Consider the following 23,564-nt stretch of genomic DNA (forward strand, 5'->3'; position numbering starts at 1 on the left):
ACTAAATCTGAGAACTAAACTACGACCGTTGTATTTTCAGCACTGGTTAAATGTAGTTGTTGGTAAGCTAACCCTGCCAATGTTCGGTTATTAACTTCTAATTTAGCTAAAATTGCAGATACGTGTTTTTTGACTGTTGTTTCTTTAATATCCAAGTCGTAAGCAATTTGCTTATTTAATTGTCCGTCAGCAATATAAGTTAGCACTATAAATTGCTGTGGCGTTAATTGCTCTAATTGTTTGGCTAGTCGTTGGTAATCGTTTTCTTGTATTGAATGGCTCTGAACTGACATATTTTCAGGTAACCACTCCTCCCCTTCTAATACACACGAAATCGCACTTGATATAGTAACTAAATCAGCAGATTTAGGGATAAAAGCCGCAGCCCCTAAATCAATCGCCTTACGCATAATTTCAGGGCTATCGTCTGAAGAAACCATAATCACCACTAAATCAGGATAATGATTTCTTAATTGACTCAGTCCTGTAAAGCCATTATTACCTGGCATATGAAGATCTAAAAAAATGATTTCTAAAGAAGGCGTTTGCTCAACAACAATTAACAAACTGGTAAAATTATCGGTTTCTAGAATTTGTGTAGCAGTAAAACTTTCAACAACGGCTTGTTTTAAGGCCGCTCTAAATAAAGGATGATCATCGGCAATCACTACTTTAGCTTGGCTCGTTAGTAAACTCTCCATTTGATACTACCTCTATTTTAAATGTAATTTTTATCACTTGGGTTATCTTATCACTTTGGTTTTATGAACAGTTAAATAATGAAAAAAAGAGCTGACTAAGCCAGCTCTTTATCAAGCTAATTGACTAATTAGAAACTATAACCAACAGTTAATGCGACTGTTGATGGGTCACCATAATAAGCGATTAGCGTAGTGTCACCACCAAAACCTGGCAACCAATTTCCGTTAGCGTCTTGGCCGCCTGTAAAGTCATAAGCACCCACTTTATATTCCTCATCGGTAATATTTTTCCAATGCAGTGCTGCTGTCCAGTCACCATCATTACTATACCAATTTACGCCAAAGTTAACTAAACCATAAGCTTCCTGATTAATAGAGTTATTATACTCAGTTAATGCGTAGTCACCACGATAGTAATAATTACCATTAACAACAAATGAACCAACAGACGTTTCAAGATCATAAGTTACGCCAAAGTTAGCGGTAGTATCAGGGGTATTTGATATTGTATAAAGGTCGGTAATATCATCATACCCCGTACCATTCCACGTTAAAACTTCATCAAAGTCTGTATCAATGTAACCCAAAGAAAAGTTAAATCTTAATGAGTCTGTTGCTGCAAACTCTACTTCCAGCTCAACACCTGTTCCAGATGACTGACCAATATTACCTAAGCGTGTGTCTAATATCGTTGGATCTGGATTAGCTACGACGCTCGTGTATTGACGATCTTTGTGTTCAAGTGCAAATACAGTAGCGTTAACACGTAATTTATCAAACCACTCACTTTTTAACCCTACTTCGAAAGAATCAACAGTTTCAGGGTTGGCGGCAGGTTCATTCGATGATGCACGCGGATTAAATGCACCAGATTTAAATCCTTGCGCATAACTTGCGTACACCATCATGTCGTAATTAATTTGATATTCAACACCAACTTTAGGATTAAATGTTGACCAGCTTTCAGTACCATTTAAAACTTCTGTTTCGGGTAAATCACCGCGTACATAACCTGGGATCCAACCAGAGTCAGGGTATTCGATAGAAGTATATGTTTGACTATTCACATTGGCTTTCTTTTCTTCTTCGGTATAACGTCCACCTAAAGTGAAAGACAGCTTTTCTGTAACATTGTATGAGCCTTGCCCATAAATAGAATAGCTTTCGCTATCATTACAACCACTTTTTTCTGCGGTTAACGCTTGAAATATAATTGCATCATATTTACCGCATGATTCCGTTTCAAAATAATATAAACCAGAAACAAACGTTAAGTTATCGCCTGAATAGTTTAACTGAAATTCTTGTGAAAATTGGGTATCGTCATAAATCGCAGGAACATCAAAGATTTGTAATGGGGTATTATCAAAATCGATGTTGGTTGGCGAGTAGTTTTCGCGGGCTGCTGTTACCGATTTAATTGACCAAAAATCGTTAATATAATATTCAGCGGTTAAACTCCAACCTTCATTCTCAACAGAGTTCTCTGTTGGTAAGCTGGTATATGAGTCATAAACACTGTCTGGTACTGGCGCATTCGTTAATATACTTGGTAGTAAACGATAGCCACCTTTAGCATTTGAATCATCTTGTGTTTTATCGTAGTTAAAACGGAAAAACCAATCATCTGTAGGCGTAAATTCAACCGTAACTCGGCCAGCAAATACATCTTTATTATAGTTTTCTAAATCTTGATTCGGTAAAGACGTTTCAAGAAAGGTACCGTAGCCATCACGCGTTAAGCTTGCAAGGGCAAAACCAACATAAAGCTTGTCATCAATCACTGGGATTTTACCCGCCACTTTATAATCTTGTCTGGCGTAGTTTCCCCAAGTACCTTCTAGATCAAACTCCATATCGCCAGCCATTTTCTTAGTGACGTATTTTATAGCACCACCGATAGTATTTTTACCGTACAAACTCCCTTGTGGGCCACGCAAAACTTCAATACGTTCAACATCTAAGATATCAAGTACCGCACCTTGTGGACGTGCTAAATAAACATCATCAACATAAATACCAACGCCTTGCTCATATCCCCACAACGGATCTTCTTGGCCTACGCCACGAATAAAAGCCGTTAACGTTGAGTTTGTGCCACGACTCGCTTGTAAAGTAGTATTAGGAGAAAACTGTTGAATTTCGGTTACTACGCTAATACCGTGTTGTGATAAATCTTCAGCGCCTAAAGACGTCATGGCTACTGGAACATTTTGTAATGTTTCTAACGATTTACGAGCAGTAACTTCTATGCGCTCAAGTCCTGAGTTTTTTTCAGCTTGGCTGTCTTGTTCAGCTTCAGCCGCCAAAACAGTTTGAGAGGTTAATGCGCTAGCGATAGCTAAAGTTAAATAGCTTAATTTTTTGTTATAGCGTTTCATATTGATGCCTTATTGTAATTATATTTAATCAGCTTGCTTGATGTTTTTTACTGATGTTAAAACTCTATAACAAAAAATTAAAAAAATAATTTGTACTATAGTAGTATACATATTAACTATTGATTTTTAACAACTTTACCATTTACATTCCAGAAATCTAACATCGTAGTCACTGAATCAAAGCTAGATTTTGGTAAAAAGGTTGAGTTAGTTCCGCCATGATTAAGCGCAGGGTTTACCGCAATACCATGACCAATATTATCAATGGTGATTAACTGAACTTTTACCTGTTTATTGTTATTTATCCATTGGCTTTTTTGATAACTCGGTAAGGAATTTTTAACCTCGTTAGCACCGCTCTTTGTCAAGGTTGCCCACTGCAAAGCTAAACTTCTCGAGTTTTTTGGGTTTACAATGGCATCATCGTTACCAGTAATAACCAGCAAATTAGGCCATTTAATAATCTTTTCATTGCCTACTTTCGCGCTAGCGACTAGTTCATCTATTGATTGGGAAGGACCGTTTCTCATGCAAGAAATCGCTTTGGCTAAATCATTTGCACACGGAAAAGGTAAACCTGCGATAACTGCACCAGCGGTAAATAATTCAGGGTAATGAACCAACAAAGCGCTAGTTATTGCACCACCGGCTGAAAGACCTGCGATATAAACATCCTTGAATTGTTTTTTTTCTTTTAATGCCAAGATCATGTTTTTGATCGATAAGACCTCACCTTGATCTTTTTGATTGTCTTGTTCAGAAAACCAATTAAAACAAGATTTTACATTATTATTCCCACTTTGCTGTGGGACTAACAATGCGAGATTATTTTGTTTAGCCAAGCCCATCAAACCACTTTGCAGCGCAAGCGCTTCACCGTTTTGCACACAACCGTGCAATAACACGATAAGTGAATTGCTAGTATTACTTGACTGAAAATAACTGGCCGATAGTTCGCCGGGGTTGTCACCAAATTGCGTTAACGGCTGAAAATTAGCACTGGCAGAAAAACATATAAAACTGGCAAGAAAAGTATAAAGAGTCGTATTAATTTTTAATGACATAGTGGATATACAATCAGTGGATGGTATGCTGATATTGACTGAAACCCTAATAAATAGGCAATGCTACTTTAGTACCCTACCATCTTACCCGCCTAATCTTACGCACCTAATTCTGGCTATTTTTCTATAAAGGCAAAATATGCGATAACAGAGTAATTTCATTGACCTTATATGCAAAGATATAACCTCAATGCTATTTTAACAGCGGCTGTAATATTTTTTCTAAACCATTTAATTTTACTTCATACATTAAAGCAAGTTGTTGGCCCAGCTTTCCTTCTGGAAAGCCCTTAGAGTGAAACCAAACTAAGTAAGGCTCAGGCAATTGTAATAACTTACGCCCTGCATATTTACCAAAAGGCATTGTCTGATTAATGGCTTCAACCAGCATACGTTGGTCATCTAGCATGAAATTTTTCCTCGACTACATTTTTCTTTATCATACTGATTCAGCTGCATTAATGACATAAAAATGTCATGTAAAAACCTTATACTCTCAACAAATAGCGAATTTAAATGGATTTAATAAACAGGAAGTCACAATGTCGATCATTAGAAAACGAAGTGCAGCACAAAAATCTTATATCCCAGCCAATGCAAGAGATAATCAATACCTTATCGCGCAATTTAACCTAAGCGACGAATTGCTTAATAAAATATCTCCTCAATGGACGCAACAAAGTTCACTAAAGTATTTAGCTTGTTATCAACAGTTATCTCAAATGTTTTTTCAACTGTGTCACAAATTTGAAATAGAAAATGGTTTATTCATTGCCAACGATAAATTACCTCGCGTGCGATACAGCAATGAAATGCACCAATGGCAAACCAACCAGCAGATACTATTTTATTACAATCCTTGCGTACATCAACTCACTAAATCTTTCTTTGACGGTGATGTCAGAGCAAAAAAGATAAACTTACTCTTTTTAGCATCAGGCAGTGATATTCGATTAAATTCGGCAAGATTACACGCTAAAATTGACCAACTTCTAGTGGAATTTTCAAGTGCCATTGAGCTTGATTCCCTAGCGATACGTTTGCGCGATCATCAACATTTAACTTATGATTTATTTGCCAAACAAAAAGGCTCGACACAAACTGTTGCCCATAAACTACGCCAAGTAAAAAATCGCTATGCTAGCCAACAAGTAACATTACCTAGCAGCCATAATGAAATGACGTATGCCATTGTCACTATTCCGGTAACTAATGCTTTACTAAATTTAGCTGAAATAGATCCCCAATCAAGCGATCCTTATAACCCGTTATACACCATGATTACTGACGCTTATGCACTAGCAAGTAAACATTATAATTTAAATAATGGCACATTAATCGCTAATGGCTTAGTGCCGATTGTGCGTTACCGTGCAGATGAAAACATAGTAAAAGACGGTGAGCTACAAATGCTAGGGTATAACCCCAATCATGTTCAATGCGGTATGATCAGTAAATGGGACGCCAATGAGTTAGCAGAACAAGTACAAGTGATATTCGTTGCCCATCAAAATGAAAACGGTGATACCAATTACGCACGCTTTCTTAACCATATTGAACAAGCAATGCGTTTAATGGCGACTGAGCTAGAGTTATCTCCAGAAAAAGATCAAGTCACTGTACGTTTTCATCAACATGTCGCATATGACGTTTTATCGTAAGTTTTACTTAAACATTTTAGGTTACAATACCGCCTAGCGTTCTAAACAGAGTTTATTGTTATTACTGCGCTGGGCGTTTTTGTAATTTACGTTGCAAGGTTCTTCTGTGCATTGATAGCTGTCTTGCTGTTGCCGATATATTACCGTCGTTATATTTTAAAACCTGTTGAATGTGCTGCCATTCAACTTGTTCAGCAGATAACGTGACTTCTGGCAGTATCTCATGATTTTGGGTATTTTTATTTAACGTATTTAATTTGTTTACTTCATTAACATGGCAGTTATTGAGCGCCGCGAGTAATGTTTGAGTATCTACAGGTTTACTCAAATAATCATCCGCACCAAGCTTTATTGCATCAACGGCAGTAGAAATACTCGCGTACCCCGTTAACAAAATAATTCTAGCCGACGGCAATATCTGACGAATTGGTGTTATTAACGGCAAACTACTGTCTTTATTAAGCTTCATATCAAGTAATATAAAACTAGGCTGATGGCGATGACACGCTAATAATGCATCGTTTACATTATCAATATGAACACATTGATATCCGCTTTTTTCTAATCGCCTGCTCAGTGTATTGGCAAAAGGTAGATCATCTTCCACTAATAATAATTTCATGTTCATCTCTTATTTTTTTAAAGGTAAGCTTAAAGTAACCAATGCGCCACCTTCTTGATGATTAGTTAGTGCTAACTTTCCACCTAGTCTTTCTAAACTCGCATGACTTAAAAATACTGCCATACCTAATCCTTGTTCACTGTTAACCGGCTTCACTCCTAACTCTGCAAGTGTCGATAAAGTAAACCCTGTACCAAAATCACGAATGACCATTTGCCAAGAATTTTCAATTATTTGGCTGGTTAATTCAATAGTCATACTAGCATTTGCTTTTGTAGCCCTAACAGCATTATTCAACAAATTTAATATCGCTGGCAACAAAGATGCATCAGCTAACACCTGAGCGTCGTCAATGGTAATTAGATTGTTTTCATTGTTTTTAATTATGGTATTTAGCGTTATATCAGGGTAATTGAGCGCCATATGATCACTTATTTCTTGCATAACGGTTGAACAAGAAACCTGCTCAATGACTTGTTCCTTAATGTTAAAGGTCATTTGTCGAAACGATTGCAAACTTTCTTTACAGCGTTTTAGTTCTGATTGCATATCGATTATCGCTGCATTAGTAGGAAAATCTTCTGATAACTCATCTGCCAATAATTGAACTGTCGCAATAGGCGTTGCTAATTGATGAGTAACCTGAGCAGATGCCACGCCAATCGCGATGACTTGCTCTTGTTTTAATAAGTTTTCACGGTAAGAGGCGATAGCCAATTCCCGTTGATTAATCGTGCGCGCCATTTTACCCACTACAAAGGCCACTACACTGGTAGAAAACAAAAAATTAATCCACATACCAATAAAGTGCCCTTCCATATTGCCATGCATTACGCTCATTGGCATGAGCCATAACAAAACAGAGTAAGCGGCAATAGCTAAGCCAGCAACAAGCGCTAAAAATACGGGGGTTAAAGTAACTGCAGCAATCGCAATAGGAATTAATAACAGCGAAACAAAAGCATTGGTGGCACCACCACTAAAATAAAGTAACAAGGAAAGAAATAAAATATCAGCACATATTTGCAAAAGTAGTGCAATTTTATCTGGCGCAACTCTTTCGTTATGAGTTGAGACTTGGCTGGCAACGTTTTTCACTAAAAAGCCAGATCGACGATAATAGAAGTAGCTCGCTATAGTAAACAGTAATTCAACAATAATAATTGAAAAAAGTGGTGTCCACGGCAGTTGATAAGCCAATATTAAATTAACAAACAAAATCAAGATTAACTGTATGGCAATAGCCACGCTGCGAAGAATAAGTACTAAGTAAACTTGATTGACTCTTTTTAACAACAGTTGCATGAAGGCTTCACTTTTAAGTAATAATGCTAATAGCTATCTTATTTCAACTATCTTATTTTGAATATCTCTACTTTAATAGTATTGCTGACATAAATTTAGTCGTATCAGATAAAATTTTGATGAAAATCAAAAAAACATATAGACATCTAAACGTCTATAATTTATTGTGCGCTTATTATCACTCTTAAATAACATTGGACATTAAACAATGACAACAAATATTCAAAAAATTACCCTCGCTGGCGGTTGCTTTTGGTGCATTGAAAGTGCTTTTAATAGTGTTAAAGGCATCACTAGTGCCGTTTCAGGTTATATGGGAGGGGGCACTGACGAGCCAACTTATGAAGAAGTTTGTACTGGTACGACAGGACACGCTGAAGTTGTGCAACTCACTTATGATCAATCACTCATTAATACACGTGAGATTTTTGAAATATTTTTCTCCTTACACAATCCTACGCAACTTAACCGTCAAGGCAATGATGTTGGTACCCAATATCGTTCAGCAATATTTTTTCATAATGAAAGCCAACATGAGCAAGCCTTAGCAATAATTGACGAAATTAACCAAGATGAAATTTGGCCAGACCCTGTTGTTACTGAAGTCAAAGCGCAAAGCCAATTTTATTCAGGAGAAAGCTCTCATCAAGATTACTTTAATCAAAACCCTGAAAATCCATATTGCCAAGCGGTTGTATCACCTAAATTAAAAAAGTTTAAGCAAACTTTTGCTAGTAAGTTGAAGTAAATATTTACCTCACTTCTAATTATTTTTCGCTATTGACTATACAATTGAATATAAATGAATATAAATCCCTTAATTGCGGTCTTATAAGCGAAATGCAATTTTACAACTTAGGAAATTTTATGCGGATAATTACTTTTACCTTAGCTTTACTTCTGTCTTTAACAATACAAGCTAAACAAATAGCTGAAACAGCCGATCAGGTAACGCCATTGCTTAATGGTCAGCAAGTGCCATCGGTACTCACAACAACAGCTAACAATGAACAAGTTGATTTACTCTCAGTAATGGATAACAAAAAAACAATCCTCTTTTTCTACCGTGGTGGATGGTGTCCATTTTGTAATACACAAATGGGACAACTAAAAGCGATTGAAGGCGAATTAAGCCAGTTAGGATTTCAACTTATTGGCATTTCTACTGATTCTGTTGACGATTTAAACGCTAGCATTAAAGATAAAAAACTACCTTACCAGTTACTTTCAGATTATAACTCTGCTGTTAGCCAAGCATTTGGTTTAGCTTTTTTCTCTTCACAAAAAGTCACCGATCGATATCTAGAAAAGATGAAACTGACAAACCCATTACAAAAAAATCAAGCCGGTGAAAAACGATTAGTATTGCCAGCACCTGCTGTTTATGTGATTGACGATAAAGGCTTAGTGCAATTTAGCTATGTAAATGCTAACTATAAAGTCCGTTTAGATGAGCAATTATTATTGCTTGCTGCTAAATTAGTTAAATAACGACAAAATTAGCTATAGAAAACCTGAATCAGCGATAGACATTGCTATCGCTGATTAATTCATTAAATTTATACCTTCCTTTTACTCCGCCTTTCTTAGCAATCATTACTGAAAAACATTTAACACCACCACAAGTGTATACAATAGATAATATTTATAATACCATTCTTACGTGCAAATTTTAAGCAGCTATAAAACACTAAAATTTTGCATTATAAAACAACGCTATGCCTTGAAATTTAAGTTATTCCCTCGAATTGCAGTACTTGAAATAAGAAAGCATGACTGTCTAAAATTTACATCAAATAGGAATCATGATGACTCACATCACTAAAAAAATAATGAGTCTGTCGATGTTAATACTGTTAACTACACCATTAATATCGCAAGCAGGTGAGCAAACACCCACTAATGGCTTAAATCAACAAAAAACCATTAAAGTTACTAAAACAAAGTCAATTACTGAAAAAAATAAAGCCAAATCGAGTAAATATAAGCTCAATAAAAGTACATCAGGCAAAAAGGTAAGTAAGCACTCTGCTCACCAAAAGCCAATAAATCCTTTAAATATCGATAATGTGAATCAAGTGTGTGCCATTGAAGAAAACGGCCAAAACTGGAAGACATTACAAAAAAAACTAAGCCGTGAACTCCAAGAAAGAGCAAAAAAGAAGCCTTCTCGATTAGCAAAAAGTAACCGAACGTTAGCCTCAGCTATGATGCAAAATGATCTAGGCGAACTAAATGGCGTTGATGGTCGTTACTACATCCCTGTTGTTTTTCATGTCTATGGCGAACAATTTACTTGTGATAACCCAGAAGAAAGTTGTTTAACTGATGAGAAAATCATTGATGCTCTTGAGCGGTTAAATGAAGATTTCCTTGGTACTAATACACAAGATGGTCCTATTGCCGCACAATTCCAAGCAATTCGTGAAAATTTAAATATTGAATTTGTTTTAGCGAAAATAGCACCAAGTGGCGAAGCAACCAACGGTATTGTGCGCTACGCACGTGATCAAGCAGGTTATGGTAATGGCAGTGGCGCCGATGAATTAATTGCCGCAGATGCTTGGGATAACTTTAAATACATGAACGTTTATATTATGAACGACTTGTATGACGATGGTTCAACAAACAACTCAGGCGTTGCTTGGTACCCAGATTTAACTATGACACAAGCCAATACTTCTCGTGTTGTTTACAACGGTTGGTATGTTGGTGATAACACCGATGAAAATTTTAGATCTGTGTTAACTCATGAATTTGGTCACTGGTTAAACTTACCTCATACTTTTTCTGATGAAACTTGTTCATTAGAAAATGAAACTTTTTGTGGTTTAACAGGAGATAGAAGCTGTGATACGCCTCAAATGTCTTTATCGACAGACCTTTATGACAACGCTTTAAACTGTCTTGGCCAGCCTACAAATACTGAAAACTTTATGCACTATACCAGTAACTATGCAATGTTCACTCAAGATCAGGTGGCACGCATGACAGCAGCATTACATGGTAGCGCTCGTGCATCTCTTTGGACAAATGAGAATTTAATCGCCACAGGTTTAGGCGAGTTTACCAGTAATGCTGATCACCCTTGGGATGGTGTTTCTGGAGTGGATACGCTTCCTACCGGTGATATTTTAGCAAGTTATGATGGTTTATCTGCACAAAAAGACGAGATTGATAATTTTGTTGTTGATATACCCAGTAACACAGAAGCTGTTGCTTTTTACTTATCAGGTTATAGCCAAGATCCCGATATGTATGTAGCAGCAAACCAAGCACCACAATTATTTGCTGACGGCAGCTGGCAAACAGACTTCACCTCTTTTCAAGCCGCAGGTACACCAGAATTTGTTGGCATTTTAGGTCCTAAAACTAATACTAGTTATCACGCAGCCATACATGCATTTAGCGCTTATGATAATGCAAATTTGCAAATTTTATCTGTAGAAGATCCTTTGTTGACTGACGGCAGTAAACGTTATCACGTCGTTAAGCAAGCTGGCTTGTGGTCTCCTGCAGGTGCTCAACCGAAAAGCTTTCAATTTACCATTCCTGACAGTGCAGAAAAAGTTGTAATCGTCCTAGCGGGAGCTTATGGCGGTGATCCTGATATGTACGTTAGTCAGAATAAAGCTGTTGATTTAGAAACAGCCGATTGTAAACCATTTAGTGCGGCTAAATTAGCTGAGTACTGTGAGTTCGCCCAAGGCGGAGAGTTTAATATTCTTATCGACCCATTTGCTGAATACTGGGACGCTGAACTTCATGTCTACTATGAAACAAAAGACGATAGTAATCAGCCACCATTTGCGGTTACGCAACCAACTTATCAAGCGATGGTTGACCATCAAGTACATTTTAAAGGTGATTCGTCTATCGACGTTGATGGAGAAATTGTTAGCTATTTTTGGGAATTTGGCACAGGTGATACCAGTTCAGAAATAAACCCAGTTTATGTTTATAACCAGCTTGGGCAATATAATGCTAGCTTAACCGTAACTGACAATCAGGGTCAAAGCAGTACAACGACAACCACAGTCGATATTACACTTTATAACCCCAACGATGCTGACCTTTGTCAAGACTGTAGTCGTTACTACCTCGCCGAAGAAATTGGTTTATCGGCAACAAAAGGCAGTGAGCCGCGCACTTATAAATTTAGTGTCCCTGATGCTGCTTCTTTAGTAGTTATTGAAATTGTCGCAGGTTCAAGTGGTGACCCTGATCTACACGTGAGTCAAAATATGGCTGTATCGATGGAATCATTCAGTTGTCGTCCTTGGGAAGGTCCTGGTGCAGCAGAAAGTTGTCAATTTACTGAAGGTGGCATATTTAATGTCATGATTGATCCCTTCTTAGATTACAGCGACGTTACTTTTAAAGCCTATTACGATATCAGAGATGATGCCGATCACTCTCTACCTAATGAACTACCTATTGCAGATGCAGGCGGAAATTATACCGCTTATACAAATAGCCCATTAACTTTGAACAGTTCAGCTTCATTTGATCAAGATGGCTCTATTGTTCATTACCTTTGGGATTTAGGAGACGGTAATAGCAGCAATTTAGCAACACCTATTCATCAATATGTACAAGCGGGACAATACAATATTAGTTTAACGGTAACCGACAACGAAGGAGCAACTGCATCAGCAAATGCGACAGTTATTGTAAACCCTGTTGGCGATGTAGATGGCGATGGCGATGTTGACAGTAATGATATTCGCAGTTTTTCACTCGCAATACGTCACGGTGAAAATCTACACCCATCATTTGATTTAAATGACGATGGTAGAATTAATTCACGCGATGTTCGGTTAATGAGAAATCTTTGTTCGTTTGATCGTTGTAGCACAATTGCACCGCCACCAGAACCACCAACGGCAATAGCTTCAGGCGATAGTAATGTTGAACAATTTAACGCCGCTGTATTTAGTAGTGCTGGTTCAAACGATAATTATGGCCGCATAGTTAGTTACGCTTGGGACTTTGGTGATGGAACAAGTAGTAATCAAGCAAATCCAAGCCATACATATCAAACTGTTGGGCAATACTCTGTTGTATTAACCGTAACGGATAACGACGGTATGACAGCCTCAGACACTATTATTATTAACGTAAACTATGGCGCATTAACGGATCATTGTGCAAATGAAGTTGAATTTGCTGATGGTACCATTGAAGCAGGAAATGTGATTTGTTTAGGTGAACAATCAAGTCGCAATTTTGCTATCCCCAACGTTAACAACCATAGCAGTATCGCGATTACCATCGCCCACAGTAAAAATGATGTTGCCTTGTATTACCGAAATGCCGGCTGGCCTCAAATTGGGACAGGTCTTTTTGATGCTTCATCAACTGAAGCAAATAATCAAGCATGTATTTATCTTGAAATCGATGAGGGTCTTAATTACTGGAGTTACATACAAGTAGTTGGCTCAACAAACGCAACACTCGTTGTTGATTTTGACACCCAAAGCTGTCGCCCAGTGGCTCAATAAAACTCACATACAATTAAAAATAAAAGGAAAAACAATGAAAAAATTTATCACTTTACTCACACTAGTTTTCGCAATGAACGCTAATGCGGGACTACTTACTATCGATTTTTCAGCAGAGCAAGTTTCTGTTGGCGACTCGGTTCTTGTTACCATAAACGCAGAAAACTTTGATGAAACCGATATGTTTTATTTTGATTTAAACTTTAATAGCACAGTCATGTCCTATGATGAAACATCGTTAAATAGCGACTTAGTCTTATTTGATGCAAGTTTAGGTGAATTTAATGGCCTAGAGGTTTTAGAACAAGATTTTGGTGCATCATTCGACTTCTTTACTGATGCATCACCTTTTGCAGCAGGTGACTTCGTTTTGGCCAGTTTTAACTTAATCGCCAACTCTGAAGGGCTGACTAGTTTTTCATTAACAGACTTTTGGAACCCTGCTGCATTTAGTGATTATAATATTGCTTTTTCGGGTACCGACTCGATTAACGTTAGTGCGATCCCTGAGCCAACGTCTATTGCTTTACTTATGTTAGCAGGCTGTGCATTAATAAGTACTCGCCGAAAGGTAAAGTAATAAATCGTTAACTTACTAAAAATAAGGGTATTGCGCCCTTATTTTTATTTTAGCCCTACCCACCTCCTTCATAAATTACTCGCAAGCTACAACGTTAAAGCGCACCTGCATGTAAATCTGAAATAGACAATTGTCGATAGAAAAGCTCAAATTAACATTCTGTTTTATTTGAAATTTTTAATTGAGCGAAAAACGAAAAAACTTAAACTACACTCTTTTACGCAAGACAATTTACTGGTAATGTAAAGACTTGTTCATTATTCAAACGATTTGTTTATTTTTGTAGGTGAGGATCAAATGCAGTTAAATATGTCTTTTATCATTAATTTTTTTAAACGTTTAGGTTTTGGTAAAAATAAAGCTGCTGAGTCTGTAGAAAAGGCACCAGACCCCGTAAAACGTAACTTACCTCCCACCCCTATCAATCCGATGCTTGATGAAGTAGAAAACGCCAACACGGTTACACATGATCTTATTCATGAAATCGAAAAAAATAAACATATCCAAGAAGAACGAGACAACGCTGAAGAAGCGAAAGTAGCAGTAACAGCTCAAGTTGAAGAGAAATCTCCTATTATAGAGAAGCCAGCAACAGTTGAACCTGCAACAATAGAACCTAAAGTAGAAAAGGCTCTAGTACCAGAGACTAAAAGCCAAACCAAACCTAAAGCCAAACCCGCTAAAGAAATTAAAATACAGCCAGCCCCAGAATCTAAAATGGAGTCAGCCTCCGAAGTAGAAACTGCACCTAAAGTTGAAGTTAAAGCTAAAGTTAAAGCTAAAAAGGAGACCAAGCCTAAAGCTGCAGTCAAAACCGAATCAACACCTAAATCAAAAACAGAATCAAAACCTAAAACGACAACGAAAAGAGTCACAGCTCCCACACAAATTGTTTTAGATGAAGAAAACAGTAGTTTAACGATTAAAAATAAACGAATTGTTGGTCATTGCAGTAAAAAGCCAGCTTCCTTTATCGTGACCCATATCGTAAAGCCGGATCAGGATAAGCTTAGATTAAACCTTGCATTAACTAATGTTAATAGTGATGAAGGCTTAAGTTTTGTTAATTACGATATCGCTAATGACGCCATCGTATTTTCAAAAAAATGTGATGATAAAATAGCCGCTAAGCTTAATGATGTACTACTTGCATGGGGCCGAGAGGTTTATAAAACCTATTATTAATACGCAACTTCACAGCTAAACCAACAAGTGTGGTTACACTTGTTGGTAATTAACTTAGCTGACTCTTACCTTCGATATTAAAAACATTCGATAATTTAATTAAAAATTAGCTCAATTAACTCAATTAACTCTTCAGCTTAAGAAAGTTAAGATCAATAGTCGGCCAAATCTGTTCTGCATTTTCCTTTGTTAATCCCGCTCTAACTTCTGTCAGTTGTTGTTTAATTTTGGCATAGCCTAATATTTGTGCTTGAAACATAGGGCCTCCTTTAAATCGAGGAAAACCATAACCATGCAACCAAATGACATCAATATCCGACATTCGTTGCACAATCCCTTCTGCCATTAACGCACAACCTTCTGAAATTAAGGCCAATAAGGCGCGCGTTACAATTTCTTCATCAGTGAATGATCGTTGTTCGAAGCCTAAAGTCATACCTTTTTCTTTAATCAATGTGGCGGCTTTAGCTGAATGCTCTGGTTTGCCTTGCTCATTATAATCGTAAAAACCTGCACTAGTTTTTCGTCCTAAACGATCAGCGCCAACCAAAGTGGCGGCTGCTCTAAAGTATCCCTTATCATGGCTTGGGAATTCTCTTGCGCTACGGGCATTATGGCCAATATCAATACCAGATAAATCTTGCACCGCAAGAGGGCCCATGGCAAACCCCCATTGGGTTAATGCCTTGTCAATCTGCTCTATCTCCGCCCCTTCAAGTAACATTTGCTGTACTTCACGACCATATCGAGTGTACATACGATTACCTGCAAAGCCGAAACAAACATTCACTAGCACCGCTACTTTTTTTAGCTGTTTAGCCACATGCATCGCACTGACAATCACTTGTTCACTGGTTTTATCTGCTTGCACAACCTCAAGTAGCTTCATAATATTAGCAGGGCTAAAAAAGTGCATACCAACCACTTGCTCTGGGCGAAGAGTCGCTGCTGCAATGGCGTTAATATCTAAATAAGAAGTATTAGTAGCCAAAATTGCCGTAGGCTTACAAATTGTTGTTAACTTTTTAAATAATTGTTTTTTAACTTCAATATCTTCAAAAACGGCTTCCACCACAAGATCACAATCGGCTAATGTTTGATATTCGACACTCCCTGATAGCTTTGCTAAACATTTATCGGCAGCCAACTGAGAAATACCTCCGCGCCTAACATTATGTGCAAAATTACTTTTTATGCGTGCTAAGCCTGCCTCTAGTGCTTGGCTAGATTGCTCAATGAGTTGAACTGAAAAGTTAGCTGATAGAAAACTGGTCGCAATGCCTGATCCCATATTACCGCCGCCAATAATTCCCACCTGCTGCACTTTAAGTGGCGATGCTGAATAATTAATTTTATTCGCTTTTTTTTCTGCGCTAAACGCATAAATTAACGCAGCCGATTGTGCTGAGGATCTTAGTGCTAAAAATTGTTCTCGCTCATATGCCATACCATCGGTAATGGACATGGCTTTTGTTTTGTCTAAAACGTCAAATGCGATTAATGGCGCAGCTTGTCCTCGCGCTTTTTTCATCACTTGTTTTTTGGCAAGCGAGTAATCGAAGTCCTCACTATTTACTTTTATTTCACCGACACGCGGTGGTAATAGCTTATTGGCATTAATCAGTTGTTCAGCAAAGTTAACAGTATATTTGTCTAGCACTGATTCAGTATCTGGATGTTTATTCAATGTTAAATCATCAACAACACCATCGATTAAAGGCGTATTCACAAAACTATTAACTTGATAGTGACGACCAGAGGTAATCATCTCTAACGCTTTTTCAGGGCCAACAAGGCGCATTAATCGCTGCGTACCTCCCGCGCCTGGAATTAATCCTAGATTTACTTCGGGCAAACCTACTTTAGCACTAGCTAAAGCAATGCGATAATGGCAACTTAGCGCGACTTCAAAGCCGCCTCCCAAAGAGGTGCCAAACATGGCAGCGATAACAGGTTTGCTACAATTTTCTATACGGTTAACTACATCAGGTAAATAGGGTTCTGTGGCTGGTTTACCAAATTCTTTAATGTCGGCGCCTGCGATGAAGGTTTTCCCTTGGCATCGAAGAATAATAACGCTCACGGCATGATTATTTTCCAACTCATTAATAGCATTAATCAAACCGACTCTTACTTGCTGAGATAATGCATTCACTGGCGGATAATCGATGGTAATAATGGCTATTCCTGCATTTAACGCTACGGTGACCACTTGAGCTGTCTGGTTAGTTGTCATTTGACTCTCATTTAATTTATTTTTTTGCAATTATTTAAATACTATTATTAGAACCACTAAAACGCTGCCAGAAGCTCGCTTGCTCAGTTGGTAAATGACCATGTGAACTTTCTAGCGCATGATTAATATATTTTAGCGATGATTTTGCTAGCGCAAGATATAGCGATTTAACCAACTGGTGCGCTAAAAACCCTTGCCACTTTTTAGGTAACATTTGTTCAGGTAGCTCATGATCTTTCAATAAGATCCGTCGGTATTCATGAATTAACAAAGTGCGCAGTACAAAGCTTTGTTTATCGGTGATTTTTTTCAATAGCTCTGGAGAATTAAACGCCTGATAACGATTAATAAACTGTTGGTATTGCTCGCCTAATTCTGCCAATTTCCAACGCTTTTCTACCAAATTTTTAAGTACATTAGCAGATGAGTCGTCAATGGTTTTACTCTGAAATACCACCACTGAATCGGTCAGGTTTAATTCAGTTAACGTATCTTCCAGCGACGATTGATTTAAAGAGGGATGTGCGAAAACCCCTGATGAAATACTACTAAATCCTAACCAATTGAGTTGTTTTTTAAAATTAGTTAGCGCATTTTCTGGCACAAAGGTAGGTAACACAATTAGCCAATGACCATGCCACTGCTCTTGTTTGTCGGCATAAATTCGACGCGCCGCTTTTTCATAATGTCGTTTTGCTGAGTCGGTAAAGGCATAAAAACTGCGCCGCCCTACTTTTTTAGTTTGTAGCCAATCTTCTTGTACCAAACGAAAAACAGACGTTCGGATCAAGCGCTCTGAATATCCAAGGGGCTCTAAGGCTTCAATTAATGACCCCAACCAAAGCCAATCGTTATGTTGCGTCAGTACATCACCAAAAATAGTTACTATATAGGATTTACAGCTAAAGTTAGCTTGTTCACATCGCTGGCGAGTAAAGTCTGTTAAGGGATTTAAAATGTGACTTGTCGATTGTGATATGGTCATAATTCTTTCTTGTTATACGTCAAAGTCTATTTCAACATCGCTACTTACCGGATGCGCCTGGCAAGTTAAAATCATACCGTCTGCAACTTCTTGTTCGGTTAACGAATGATTAATGTCCATTTCCACTTTTCCTTTAACGACTTTAGCTTTACAAGTTGCACACACCCCACCTTTACAAGAAAAGGGTAAGTCGACACCACTTTCCATCGCGGCGTCTAATATGTTGTCACCGTCCATCGCTAAATCTATAAAGGTTTTTCTACCTGCAACCTTCACTGAAACTTGGCTTTTCGCTTCACCGTATTGCGCTGCCCGTTTGGCTTTTTTATTCGCTGCTTCATTATTCGCTGCACCAGAATAAAACAGTTCATAATGAATATTATGATCACTAAACTGCCAAAATTTAAATGCGTTAACTACATCTGTTATCATTTCTTCAGGCCCACAAAGAAACACATCACTAAAGGCGCTAATTTGAATGACATTTGCTTTATCTAAGTCAATTAATTTTTGCGCGCTTATTCGGCCATTAAACAAAGGAGCTTCGTGTTCTTCACGAGTAAATAAATTTACCCAGTCAAATCGGGTAAGATATTCGTTTTTAATGAAAGCAATTTTTTCTTTAAACATCATTAACGGCGTGGATTTATTGCCATACACCAAGGTTACCTTTGCTTTAGGCTCTACAGCTAAAATTGAGCGAATATGTGACAAAATAGGGGTAATGCCGCTGCCAACGGCTAAAAATAAATAATGGTTACTATTGTCTGGATTTAGCTCGGTATAAAAATGCCCTTGAGGCGGCATGACTTCAAGTGTCATACCCACTTTTAATTGCTCGTTAGCAAAATTGGAAAATAACCCTTGGTCTATTTTTTTTATTGCCACTTGTAGTTTTTGCTCGAGTACAGACTGACAAATAGAATACGAGCGACGAACATCTTCACCGTTAATATCAGCTTTTAGGGTTAAATGTTGGCCTTGTCGATAAGTGAACTTTGACGCCAGTGATTGCGGCAAATCGAAACTTATCGCTACCGAATCTTTTGTTAATTGCTCGATGGCTGAAATAGTTAAAGGAAAAAATTCTGTGCTCATAATATTCTCTGCTACAACTTATTAATAACTTGTGATTAAAGGGGGACGGCTTTTAAATGATGGCTACAAAGGCTTGAAATAATCGAATACTTCCATGCATTGATCGCAGCGATACATAGCTTTACATGCGGTTGAACCAAATTCACTGAGCACTTGCGTCTTATTACTGTGGCAAACCGGACAGTTAATTGTGTCATTGTTACTAGGTGGTGCGATGTGCAAAGCTTTTAATTGTTGTCTGCCTGCCGGAGATATCATGTCGGTATTCCATGCAGGGGTTAACACCACTTCTACTTCTACTTGCTGATACCCTGCACTGTTAAGCGCTTTTTTCGCGTCTTCGCTCATCGCATCTACCGCAGGACAACCACTGTACGTTGGCGTAATAACAACATTAACAATATCGTTCGTGTGTTTCACATCTTGTAAAACACCTAAATCCCAAAGTGTTAATCCGGGTAATTCAGGATCGTAAACCGAATCTAAAATCTGCCAAATCTCACCACATGGTGAATTCTTACGTGCACGAACACGCTCTGCAAACATAGGATGAAGTGTCGGGATAACTTCTACAGAATTTAATGAGTCTGGGTGCATATATTTACCAGTCCATTTGAGGATAGCTGCGCTGCAAATATTGCATTTCGCACAACATATGCCCTAAATGTTCAGTGTGAATGCCATTTCTGCCACCACGTATTTGTAATTGACTGTCTAAATATTCAATCGACGACTCGCTTAACAGTTGCTGAACTTGTTTGTCCCACTCAGCTTGCAAAATAGAGCGCTCAACAGCGATACCTGCTTCAACTAAAGTTTTCTCCCATTCAGGCATATCAAACAATTCACCAGTAAAGTCTTTTAACTCATCAAGGGCGCGTAATATTCGTTGACGACTTTCATCACTCCCCTGTGCTAATTGTGTTATCCAAGGTTCACTTCGCTTTAAATGATAACGACTTTCTTTGACCGACTTGGCCGCCACTGCAGCGATTCTTTCATCTTTAGAATGAATTAATTGCGTTAAATATAAATAATTAAAGACATCAATAAAATATTGGCGAACCATAGTAAAAGCAAAATCACCTTTGGGCAGTTCGTGAATCAATAAATTAGTATACTCTCGCTCATTTCTTAGGTAGGCAAAATCGTCTTCTGATCTTCCTTTACCTTCAAGCTCTGCAGCATATTGATAGAACATTCTTGCGCGGCCGATATAATCTAAAGCAACATTAGAAAGTGCAATGTCTTCTTCTAAATAGGGGGCATTTGAACACCATTGCGATAATCGATGACTTAGCACTAAAGCATCATCAGCTAAGCCAAGTACAAAGCGAGAAAGTGCTGACTGCTGCTCAATATCAAAACTTAATGTTTCTGGATTAGGTGAGCTTTTTTCCTGCAAGCTATCCATAACTAAAGTCTCCATTACATATTACTCACTTGATCAGGTAACACATAATGTGTTGCATGGCGGTAAGGCTTGTCATCCATAGGCTCAACAAAGCTTTCAATATCACTTTCTTCAGAGGCAGTAATATCGGTAGACTCGACCACCCAAATGCTAACGCCTTCAGAGCGGCGAATATAACAATCTCTTGCATACATCAAAGCATGTTCAGGGCTTTCAGCATGAAGGCTACCTACATGCTTATGATCCAAACCACGGTTCGAGCGAATAAACACTTCATAAACGGCTAATTTTTCTTGTTCCATGATTACTCTCCTGTTTTTGTTGATGTATTAACGACTTGCTTTTTATTTTTTTGCTTTAAGCGATATGAGCGAACCGCTTCTCTCACCCACTCACCTTCATGGTGCGCTGCTTTGTGGTGTTTTATGCGTTGGTAGTTACAAGGGCCTGAGCCATTGACCACTTCTTTAAATTCTTGCCAATTAATTTCGCCACTATCGTAGTGGCCGCGAGATTCATTCCACTTAATCTCAGGATCGGGCATCTCTAAACCTAGTATTTCAATTTGTGGAACGGTTTGATCAATAAACTTCTGCCTAAGATCATCATTAGACATACGTTTAATTTTCCAAGCCATAGATTGACTAGAATGAGCAGATTCAGCATCGTGTGGACCAAACATCATCAAAGATGGCCACCACACCCTATTTAATGCATCTTGCGCCATTTGCTTTTGCACAGGTGTTCCTTGGGCAAGCTCATACATAATTTCGTACCCTTGGCGCTGATGGAAGCTCTCTTCTTTGCAAATTCTTACCATAGCTCGTGCGTAGGGTCCGTAAGACGTGCGCTGCAAAGTTATTTGATTAACAATTGCCGCGCCATCAACTAACCAACCAATCGCACCAATATCAGCCCATGAAAGTGTTGGATAATTGAAAATTTGAGCATATTTTGCTTCGCCTGATTGCAAGGCAGCAATCATTTCTGAACGCGTTATACCAAGGGATTCTGTCGCGCTATAAAGATATAAACCATGTCCGGCTTCGTCCTGAACTTTCGATAACAAAATAGCTTTACGACGTAAAGTAGGGGCTCGCGTGATCCAGTTTCCTTCTGGCTGCATACCAATAACTTCTGAATGAGCGTGTTGTGACATTTGGCGAATTACGTTTTTACGATACGCTTCAGGCATCCAATCACTAGGCTCTATCTTTTGTTCATCAGCAATTTTTTGCTCAAACTTAGCTAATTCCTGCTCTTGCGTTAATCTGTCATGAGTTTTGATGGCTTGCATAAATGCGACTTCCCTAAAAATTTTGACGTGCTTAAATCTAAGCAACTTAAATTTATGATACTCAGAGAAATAAAAACCATCAATAAGTGTATCACAATGATTTTTTCAGAAAGTGTAAATTTGTTGATACAGATGATAAGAGCAATTGGAATTAGCAAGGCGTGCAGTTACACAAACATAACCATTAATAAATTTTTATGTCTTTATTTTTGACTTTAATTAGCCAGTTGCGGACATCAAGGCTTTAAGTTAAAAACGGCAGATGGTTTATCAAGAGCAATATACTGGGAGTTTCTGTATTAATTAAGTAGCTGCTCATGGGCTAACTAAGCTTGTTTTAATTGTTTAACATCTGCTGTTCGAGACGGTGAAGTTATAGTATTTAAATGCTCTACTTGAACATGTTTACTGTCCATCATGCGGCAAAATTCTTTGAGCGTGTTAATGTCTTGCGGATCAAACTCTGAAGCATCTTTGTTCATAAGGCCATCAATATGTGCGCTATCACCATTTAAGGTAATGTTTGCAATAGCACTATAGGGCTCACCATAGTTCTGAACGCGTAGCGCTCTTACCATTTTAACTTCAAAAATCCAGTTATCGATTTGTATATGACGATCTATCGTTTTGCTCATGGAGGTCTCATTTATTTAATTGATTAGTAAATCAAATTAGGGCACATCCATGCGCTAGCAGAAAGTTTAGTAAATAACAGTTTTTACACAAATGCAACAATAAAAAATCGACTAGTCACAGAAGACTTTATTGCCATATTAAAAAAAACCGACTGCTAGTTGGGAGACAGTCGGTAAAAGGGGTAAAGCTATATCAATAAATCTGGTCTTTATTACTTGTTAAATTGTGCTTTTTACGACTGTTGACACTTTATCTGATACCATAGCTAGGTAATTATTGTATTCAGTTTCATCTATTTCTTTATCTTGATTAACATCCATTTTAGTAAACTCTTCAAGCAACAGTTTACTTTGGTTAGCTGATACTTCAGAAACACTAAGCGTGTCATTTTTATCGTTGTCTAACTTTTCTAATAACGATGAAAATTGTAGTTGCTCAGCAACGGCAGGCGCTTCAACTTTTGGCGCTTCAGCGTTAGCTTGTTCAATTGCTTGATTAACTTTGTCATCTGCATTTACAAAGTTTGAACCGAATGCTGCTGTTACGACAAAAGCAGTAACTTTCAATAAACTGATGTTTTTCATTTGAGATCCTTTTTTATACTTATTCGAGCAATGCTCGCGAATGTTATTAATTACATAATCACTGAACCTTAATTACTGGCAATGTTATGTGCGCAAACCAGTAAAGCACACACCATACCAATTTTTTAACCTGTTGTTTTTAAAGTGTTTATTAACTTTCACCCCCTTTGATCTGTCGCCATATGGCAACAAGTTATTTATTTAGATAAACTTAAGAACCAACAGAAAAACAAATATTAAAAATACTTGTTATAAATCAACAACTAGCAACATCAATAAATATTTAACGCCTTGTCTCTAAATTGAGACAT

The 23,564-nt window shown here is 37.8% G+C and carries 21 protein-coding genes; 6 read left to right on the top strand and 15 right to left on the bottom strand.

All coding sequences use genetic code 11. The features are described 5' to 3' along the window. Positions 1-14: 14 nt before the first annotated feature. From AC27G3_RS00940 to AC27G3_RS00955, 4 genes are all read right to left on the bottom strand, one after another. On the bottom strand, positions 15-701 hold the full coding sequence (locus AC27G3_RS00940) for a response regulator transcription factor (protein ID WP_487117945.1): 687 nt from the start codon (positions 699-701) through the stop codon (positions 15-17). A 128-nt stretch (positions 702-829) separates the two neighbouring features. Beyond that, positions 830-3,082 (bottom strand): TonB-dependent receptor, encoded by a 2,253-nt coding sequence (locus AC27G3_RS00945; RefSeq protein ID WP_487117946.1) that lies wholly within the window; start codon positions 3,080-3,082, stop codon positions 830-832. Positions 3,083-3,198: 116 nt separating this feature from the next. Continuing rightward, on the bottom strand, positions 3,199-4,146 hold the full coding sequence (locus AC27G3_RS00950) for an extracellular catalytic domain type 1 short-chain-length polyhydroxyalkanoate depolymerase (protein ID WP_487117947.1): 948 nt from the start codon (positions 4,144-4,146) through the stop codon (positions 3,199-3,201). A gap of 193 nt (positions 4,147-4,339) precedes the next feature. Continuing rightward, the gene (locus AC27G3_RS00955) at positions 4,340-4,555 is read right to left on the bottom strand and encodes a DUF3820 family protein (RefSeq protein WP_487117948.1); all 216 of its coding nucleotides are present in this window, start codon (positions 4,553-4,555) and stop codon (positions 4,340-4,342) included. Positions 4,556-4,688: 133 nt separating this feature from the next. Between AC27G3_RS00955 and AC27G3_RS00960 the strand changes: the two genes are divergently transcribed. After that, the gene (locus AC27G3_RS00960; RefSeq protein WP_487117949.1) at positions 4,689-5,807 is read left to right on the top strand and encodes a DUF3083 family protein; all 1,119 of its coding nucleotides are present in this window, start codon (positions 4,689-4,691) and stop codon (positions 5,805-5,807) included. 61 nt (positions 5,808-5,868) lie between these two features. Here AC27G3_RS00960 and AC27G3_RS00965 read toward each other — a convergent pair whose 3' ends face one another. Next, the gene (locus tag AC27G3_RS00965; protein WP_487117950.1) at positions 5,869-6,429 is read right to left on the bottom strand and encodes a response regulator transcription factor; all 561 of its coding nucleotides are present in this window, start codon (positions 6,427-6,429) and stop codon (positions 5,869-5,871) included. Positions 6,430-6,438: 9 nt separating this feature from the next. Beyond that, positions 6,439-7,734 carry a sensor histidine kinase gene (locus AC27G3_RS00970; RefSeq protein WP_487117951.1) on the bottom strand — a complete coding sequence of 432 codons (1,296 nt, stop codon included), beginning with the start codon at positions 7,732-7,734 and terminating at the stop codon, positions 6,439-6,441. Positions 7,735-7,942: 208 nt separating this feature from the next. Between AC27G3_RS00970 and msrA the strand changes: the two genes are divergently transcribed. The 5 genes from msrA (at position 7,943) to AC27G3_RS00995 (ending at position 15,003) form a co-directional block, all read left to right on the top strand. Further along, the gene (gene msrA, locus AC27G3_RS00975) at positions 7,943-8,482 is read left to right on the top strand and encodes a peptide-methionine (S)-S-oxide reductase MsrA (protein ID WP_487117952.1); all 540 of its coding nucleotides are present in this window, start codon (positions 7,943-7,945) and stop codon (positions 8,480-8,482) included. A gap of 119 nt (positions 8,483-8,601) precedes the next feature. Continuing rightward, entirely contained in the window at positions 8,602-9,225 is a 624-nt protein-coding gene (locus AC27G3_RS00980) for a peroxiredoxin-like family protein (protein WP_487117953.1), read from the top strand. 314 nt (positions 9,226-9,539) lie between these two features. Next, positions 9,540-13,238: a PKD domain-containing protein gene (locus AC27G3_RS00985; RefSeq protein WP_487117954.1), complete on the top strand. Its 3,699-nt coding sequence runs from the start codon at positions 9,540-9,542 to the stop codon at positions 13,236-13,238. 34 nt (positions 13,239-13,272) lie between these two features. Further along, entirely contained in the window at positions 13,273-13,818 is a 546-nt protein-coding gene (locus AC27G3_RS00990) for a PEP-CTERM sorting domain-containing protein (RefSeq protein WP_487117955.1), read from the top strand. 297 nt (positions 13,819-14,115) lie between these two features. Then, positions 14,116-15,003: a hypothetical protein gene (locus AC27G3_RS00995; protein ID WP_487117956.1), complete on the top strand. Its 888-nt coding sequence runs from the start codon at positions 14,116-14,118 to the stop codon at positions 15,001-15,003. 124 nt (positions 15,004-15,127) lie between these two features. Here the strand turns inward: AC27G3_RS00995 and AC27G3_RS01000 are convergent, their stop codons facing one another. From AC27G3_RS01000 to AC27G3_RS01040, 9 genes are all read right to left on the bottom strand, one after another. Continuing rightward, a complete protein-coding gene (locus AC27G3_RS01000; RefSeq protein ID WP_487117957.1) occupies positions 15,128-17,239 on the bottom strand; it encodes a 3-hydroxyacyl-CoA dehydrogenase NAD-binding domain-containing protein in 2,112 nt (703 codons plus the stop codon). 34 nt (positions 17,240-17,273) lie between these two features. Continuing rightward, positions 17,274-18,224, bottom strand: coding sequence for a PaaX family transcriptional regulator (locus AC27G3_RS01005; RefSeq protein WP_487117958.1), 951 nt, complete (start codon positions 18,222-18,224; stop codon positions 17,274-17,276). A 12-nt stretch (positions 18,225-18,236) separates the two neighbouring features. Further along, entirely contained in the window at positions 18,237-19,322 is a 1,086-nt protein-coding gene (locus AC27G3_RS01010; RefSeq protein ID WP_487117959.1) for a 2Fe-2S iron-sulfur cluster-binding protein, read from the bottom strand. Between the two features lie 63 nt (positions 19,323-19,385). Further along, complete coding sequence (gene paaD / locus AC27G3_RS01015) at positions 19,386-19,919, bottom strand: 1,2-phenylacetyl-CoA epoxidase subunit PaaD (RefSeq protein ID WP_487117960.1); 534 nt, start codon at positions 19,917-19,919, stop codon at positions 19,386-19,388. A 4-nt stretch (positions 19,920-19,923) separates the two neighbouring features. Then, the gene (gene paaC, locus AC27G3_RS01020) at positions 19,924-20,736 is read right to left on the bottom strand and encodes a 1,2-phenylacetyl-CoA epoxidase subunit PaaC (RefSeq protein WP_487117961.1); all 813 of its coding nucleotides are present in this window, start codon (positions 20,734-20,736) and stop codon (positions 19,924-19,926) included. 14 nt (positions 20,737-20,750) lie between these two features. Then, positions 20,751-21,038, bottom strand: coding sequence for a 1,2-phenylacetyl-CoA epoxidase subunit PaaB (gene paaB, locus AC27G3_RS01025; protein WP_487117962.1), 288 nt, complete (start codon positions 21,036-21,038; stop codon positions 20,751-20,753). Between the two features lie 2 nt (positions 21,039-21,040). Further along, a complete protein-coding gene (paaA, locus tag AC27G3_RS01030; protein ID WP_487117963.1) occupies positions 21,041-22,033 on the bottom strand; it encodes a 1,2-phenylacetyl-CoA epoxidase subunit PaaA in 993 nt (330 codons plus the stop codon). A gap of 326 nt (positions 22,034-22,359) precedes the next feature. Then, positions 22,360-22,668: a hypothetical protein gene (locus AC27G3_RS01035; protein WP_487117964.1), complete on the bottom strand. Its 309-nt coding sequence runs from the start codon at positions 22,666-22,668 to the stop codon at positions 22,360-22,362. A 219-nt stretch (positions 22,669-22,887) separates the two neighbouring features. Beyond that, on the bottom strand, positions 22,888-23,253 hold the full coding sequence (locus AC27G3_RS01040) for a hypothetical protein (protein WP_487117965.1): 366 nt from the start codon (positions 23,251-23,253) through the stop codon (positions 22,888-22,890). Between the last annotated feature and the right edge of the window lie 311 nt (positions 23,254-23,564).

It is taken from the genome of Colwellia sp. SU-HH01217 (assembly GCF_057543495.1).

What these genes read in the sequence shown, in the direction of transcription:
- AC27G3_RS01040 (WP_487117965.1), bottom strand. Translation starts at nt 23,253, where the DNA reads ATGAAAAACATCAGTTTATTGAAAGTTACTGCTTTTGTCGTAACAGCA.
- AC27G3_RS00945 (WP_487117946.1), bottom strand. Translation starts at nt 3,082, where the DNA reads ATGAAACGCTATAACAAAAAATTAAGCTATTTAACTTTAGCTATCGCT.
- paaA (WP_487117963.1), bottom strand. Translation starts at nt 22,033, where the DNA reads ATGCAAGCCATCAAAACTCATGACAGATTAACGCAAGAGCAGGAATTA.
- paaB (WP_487117962.1), bottom strand. Translation starts at nt 21,038, where the DNA reads ATGGAACAAGAAAAATTAGCCGTTTATGAAGTGTTTATTCGCTCGAAC.
- AC27G3_RS01035 (WP_487117964.1), bottom strand. Translation starts at nt 22,668, where the DNA reads ATGAGCAAAACGATAGATCGTCATATACAAATCGATAACTGGATTTTT.
- AC27G3_RS00960 (WP_487117949.1), top strand. Translation starts at nt 4,689, where the DNA reads ATGTCGATCATTAGAAAACGAAGTGCAGCACAAAAATCTTATATCCCA.
- AC27G3_RS00940 (WP_487117945.1), bottom strand. Translation starts at nt 701, where the DNA reads ATGGAGAGTTTACTAACGAGCCAAGCTAAAGTAGTGATTGCCGATGAT.
- msrA (WP_487117952.1), top strand. Translation starts at nt 7,943, where the DNA reads ATGACAACAAATATTCAAAAAATTACCCTCGCTGGCGGTTGCTTTTGG.
- AC27G3_RS00980 (WP_487117953.1), top strand. Translation starts at nt 8,602, where the DNA reads ATGCGGATAATTACTTTTACCTTAGCTTTACTTCTGTCTTTAACAATA.
- AC27G3_RS00990 (WP_487117955.1), top strand. Translation starts at nt 13,273, where the DNA reads ATGAAAAAATTTATCACTTTACTCACACTAGTTTTCGCAATGAACGCT.
- AC27G3_RS00965 (WP_487117950.1), bottom strand. Translation starts at nt 6,429, where the DNA reads ATGAAATTATTATTAGTGGAAGATGATCTACCTTTTGCCAATACACTG.
- AC27G3_RS00970 (WP_487117951.1), bottom strand. Translation starts at nt 7,734, where the DNA reads ATGCAACTGTTGTTAAAAAGAGTCAATCAAGTTTACTTAGTACTTATT.
- AC27G3_RS01000 (WP_487117957.1), bottom strand. Translation starts at nt 17,239, where the DNA reads ATGACAACTAACCAGACAGCTCAAGTGGTCACCGTAGCGTTAAATGCA.
- AC27G3_RS01010 (WP_487117959.1), bottom strand. Translation starts at nt 19,322, where the DNA reads ATGAGCACAGAATTTTTTCCTTTAACTATTTCAGCCATCGAGCAATTA.
- AC27G3_RS00995 (WP_487117956.1), top strand. Translation starts at nt 14,116, where the DNA reads ATGCAGTTAAATATGTCTTTTATCATTAATTTTTTTAAACGTTTAGGT.
- AC27G3_RS01005 (WP_487117958.1), bottom strand. Translation starts at nt 18,224, where the DNA reads ATGACCATATCACAATCGACAAGTCACATTTTAAATCCCTTAACAGAC.
- AC27G3_RS00950 (WP_487117947.1), bottom strand. Translation starts at nt 4,146, where the DNA reads ATGTCATTAAAAATTAATACGACTCTTTATACTTTTCTTGCCAGTTTT.
- paaC (WP_487117961.1), bottom strand. Translation starts at nt 20,736, where the DNA reads ATGGATAGCTTGCAGGAAAAAAGCTCACCTAATCCAGAAACATTAAGT.
- AC27G3_RS00985 (WP_487117954.1), top strand. Translation starts at nt 9,540, where the DNA reads ATGATGACTCACATCACTAAAAAAATAATGAGTCTGTCGATGTTAATA.
- AC27G3_RS00955 (WP_487117948.1), bottom strand. Translation starts at nt 4,555, where the DNA reads ATGCTAGATGACCAACGTATGCTGGTTGAAGCCATTAATCAGACAATG.
- paaD (WP_487117960.1), bottom strand. Translation starts at nt 19,919, where the DNA reads ATGCACCCAGACTCATTAAATTCTGTAGAAGTTATCCCGACACTTCAT.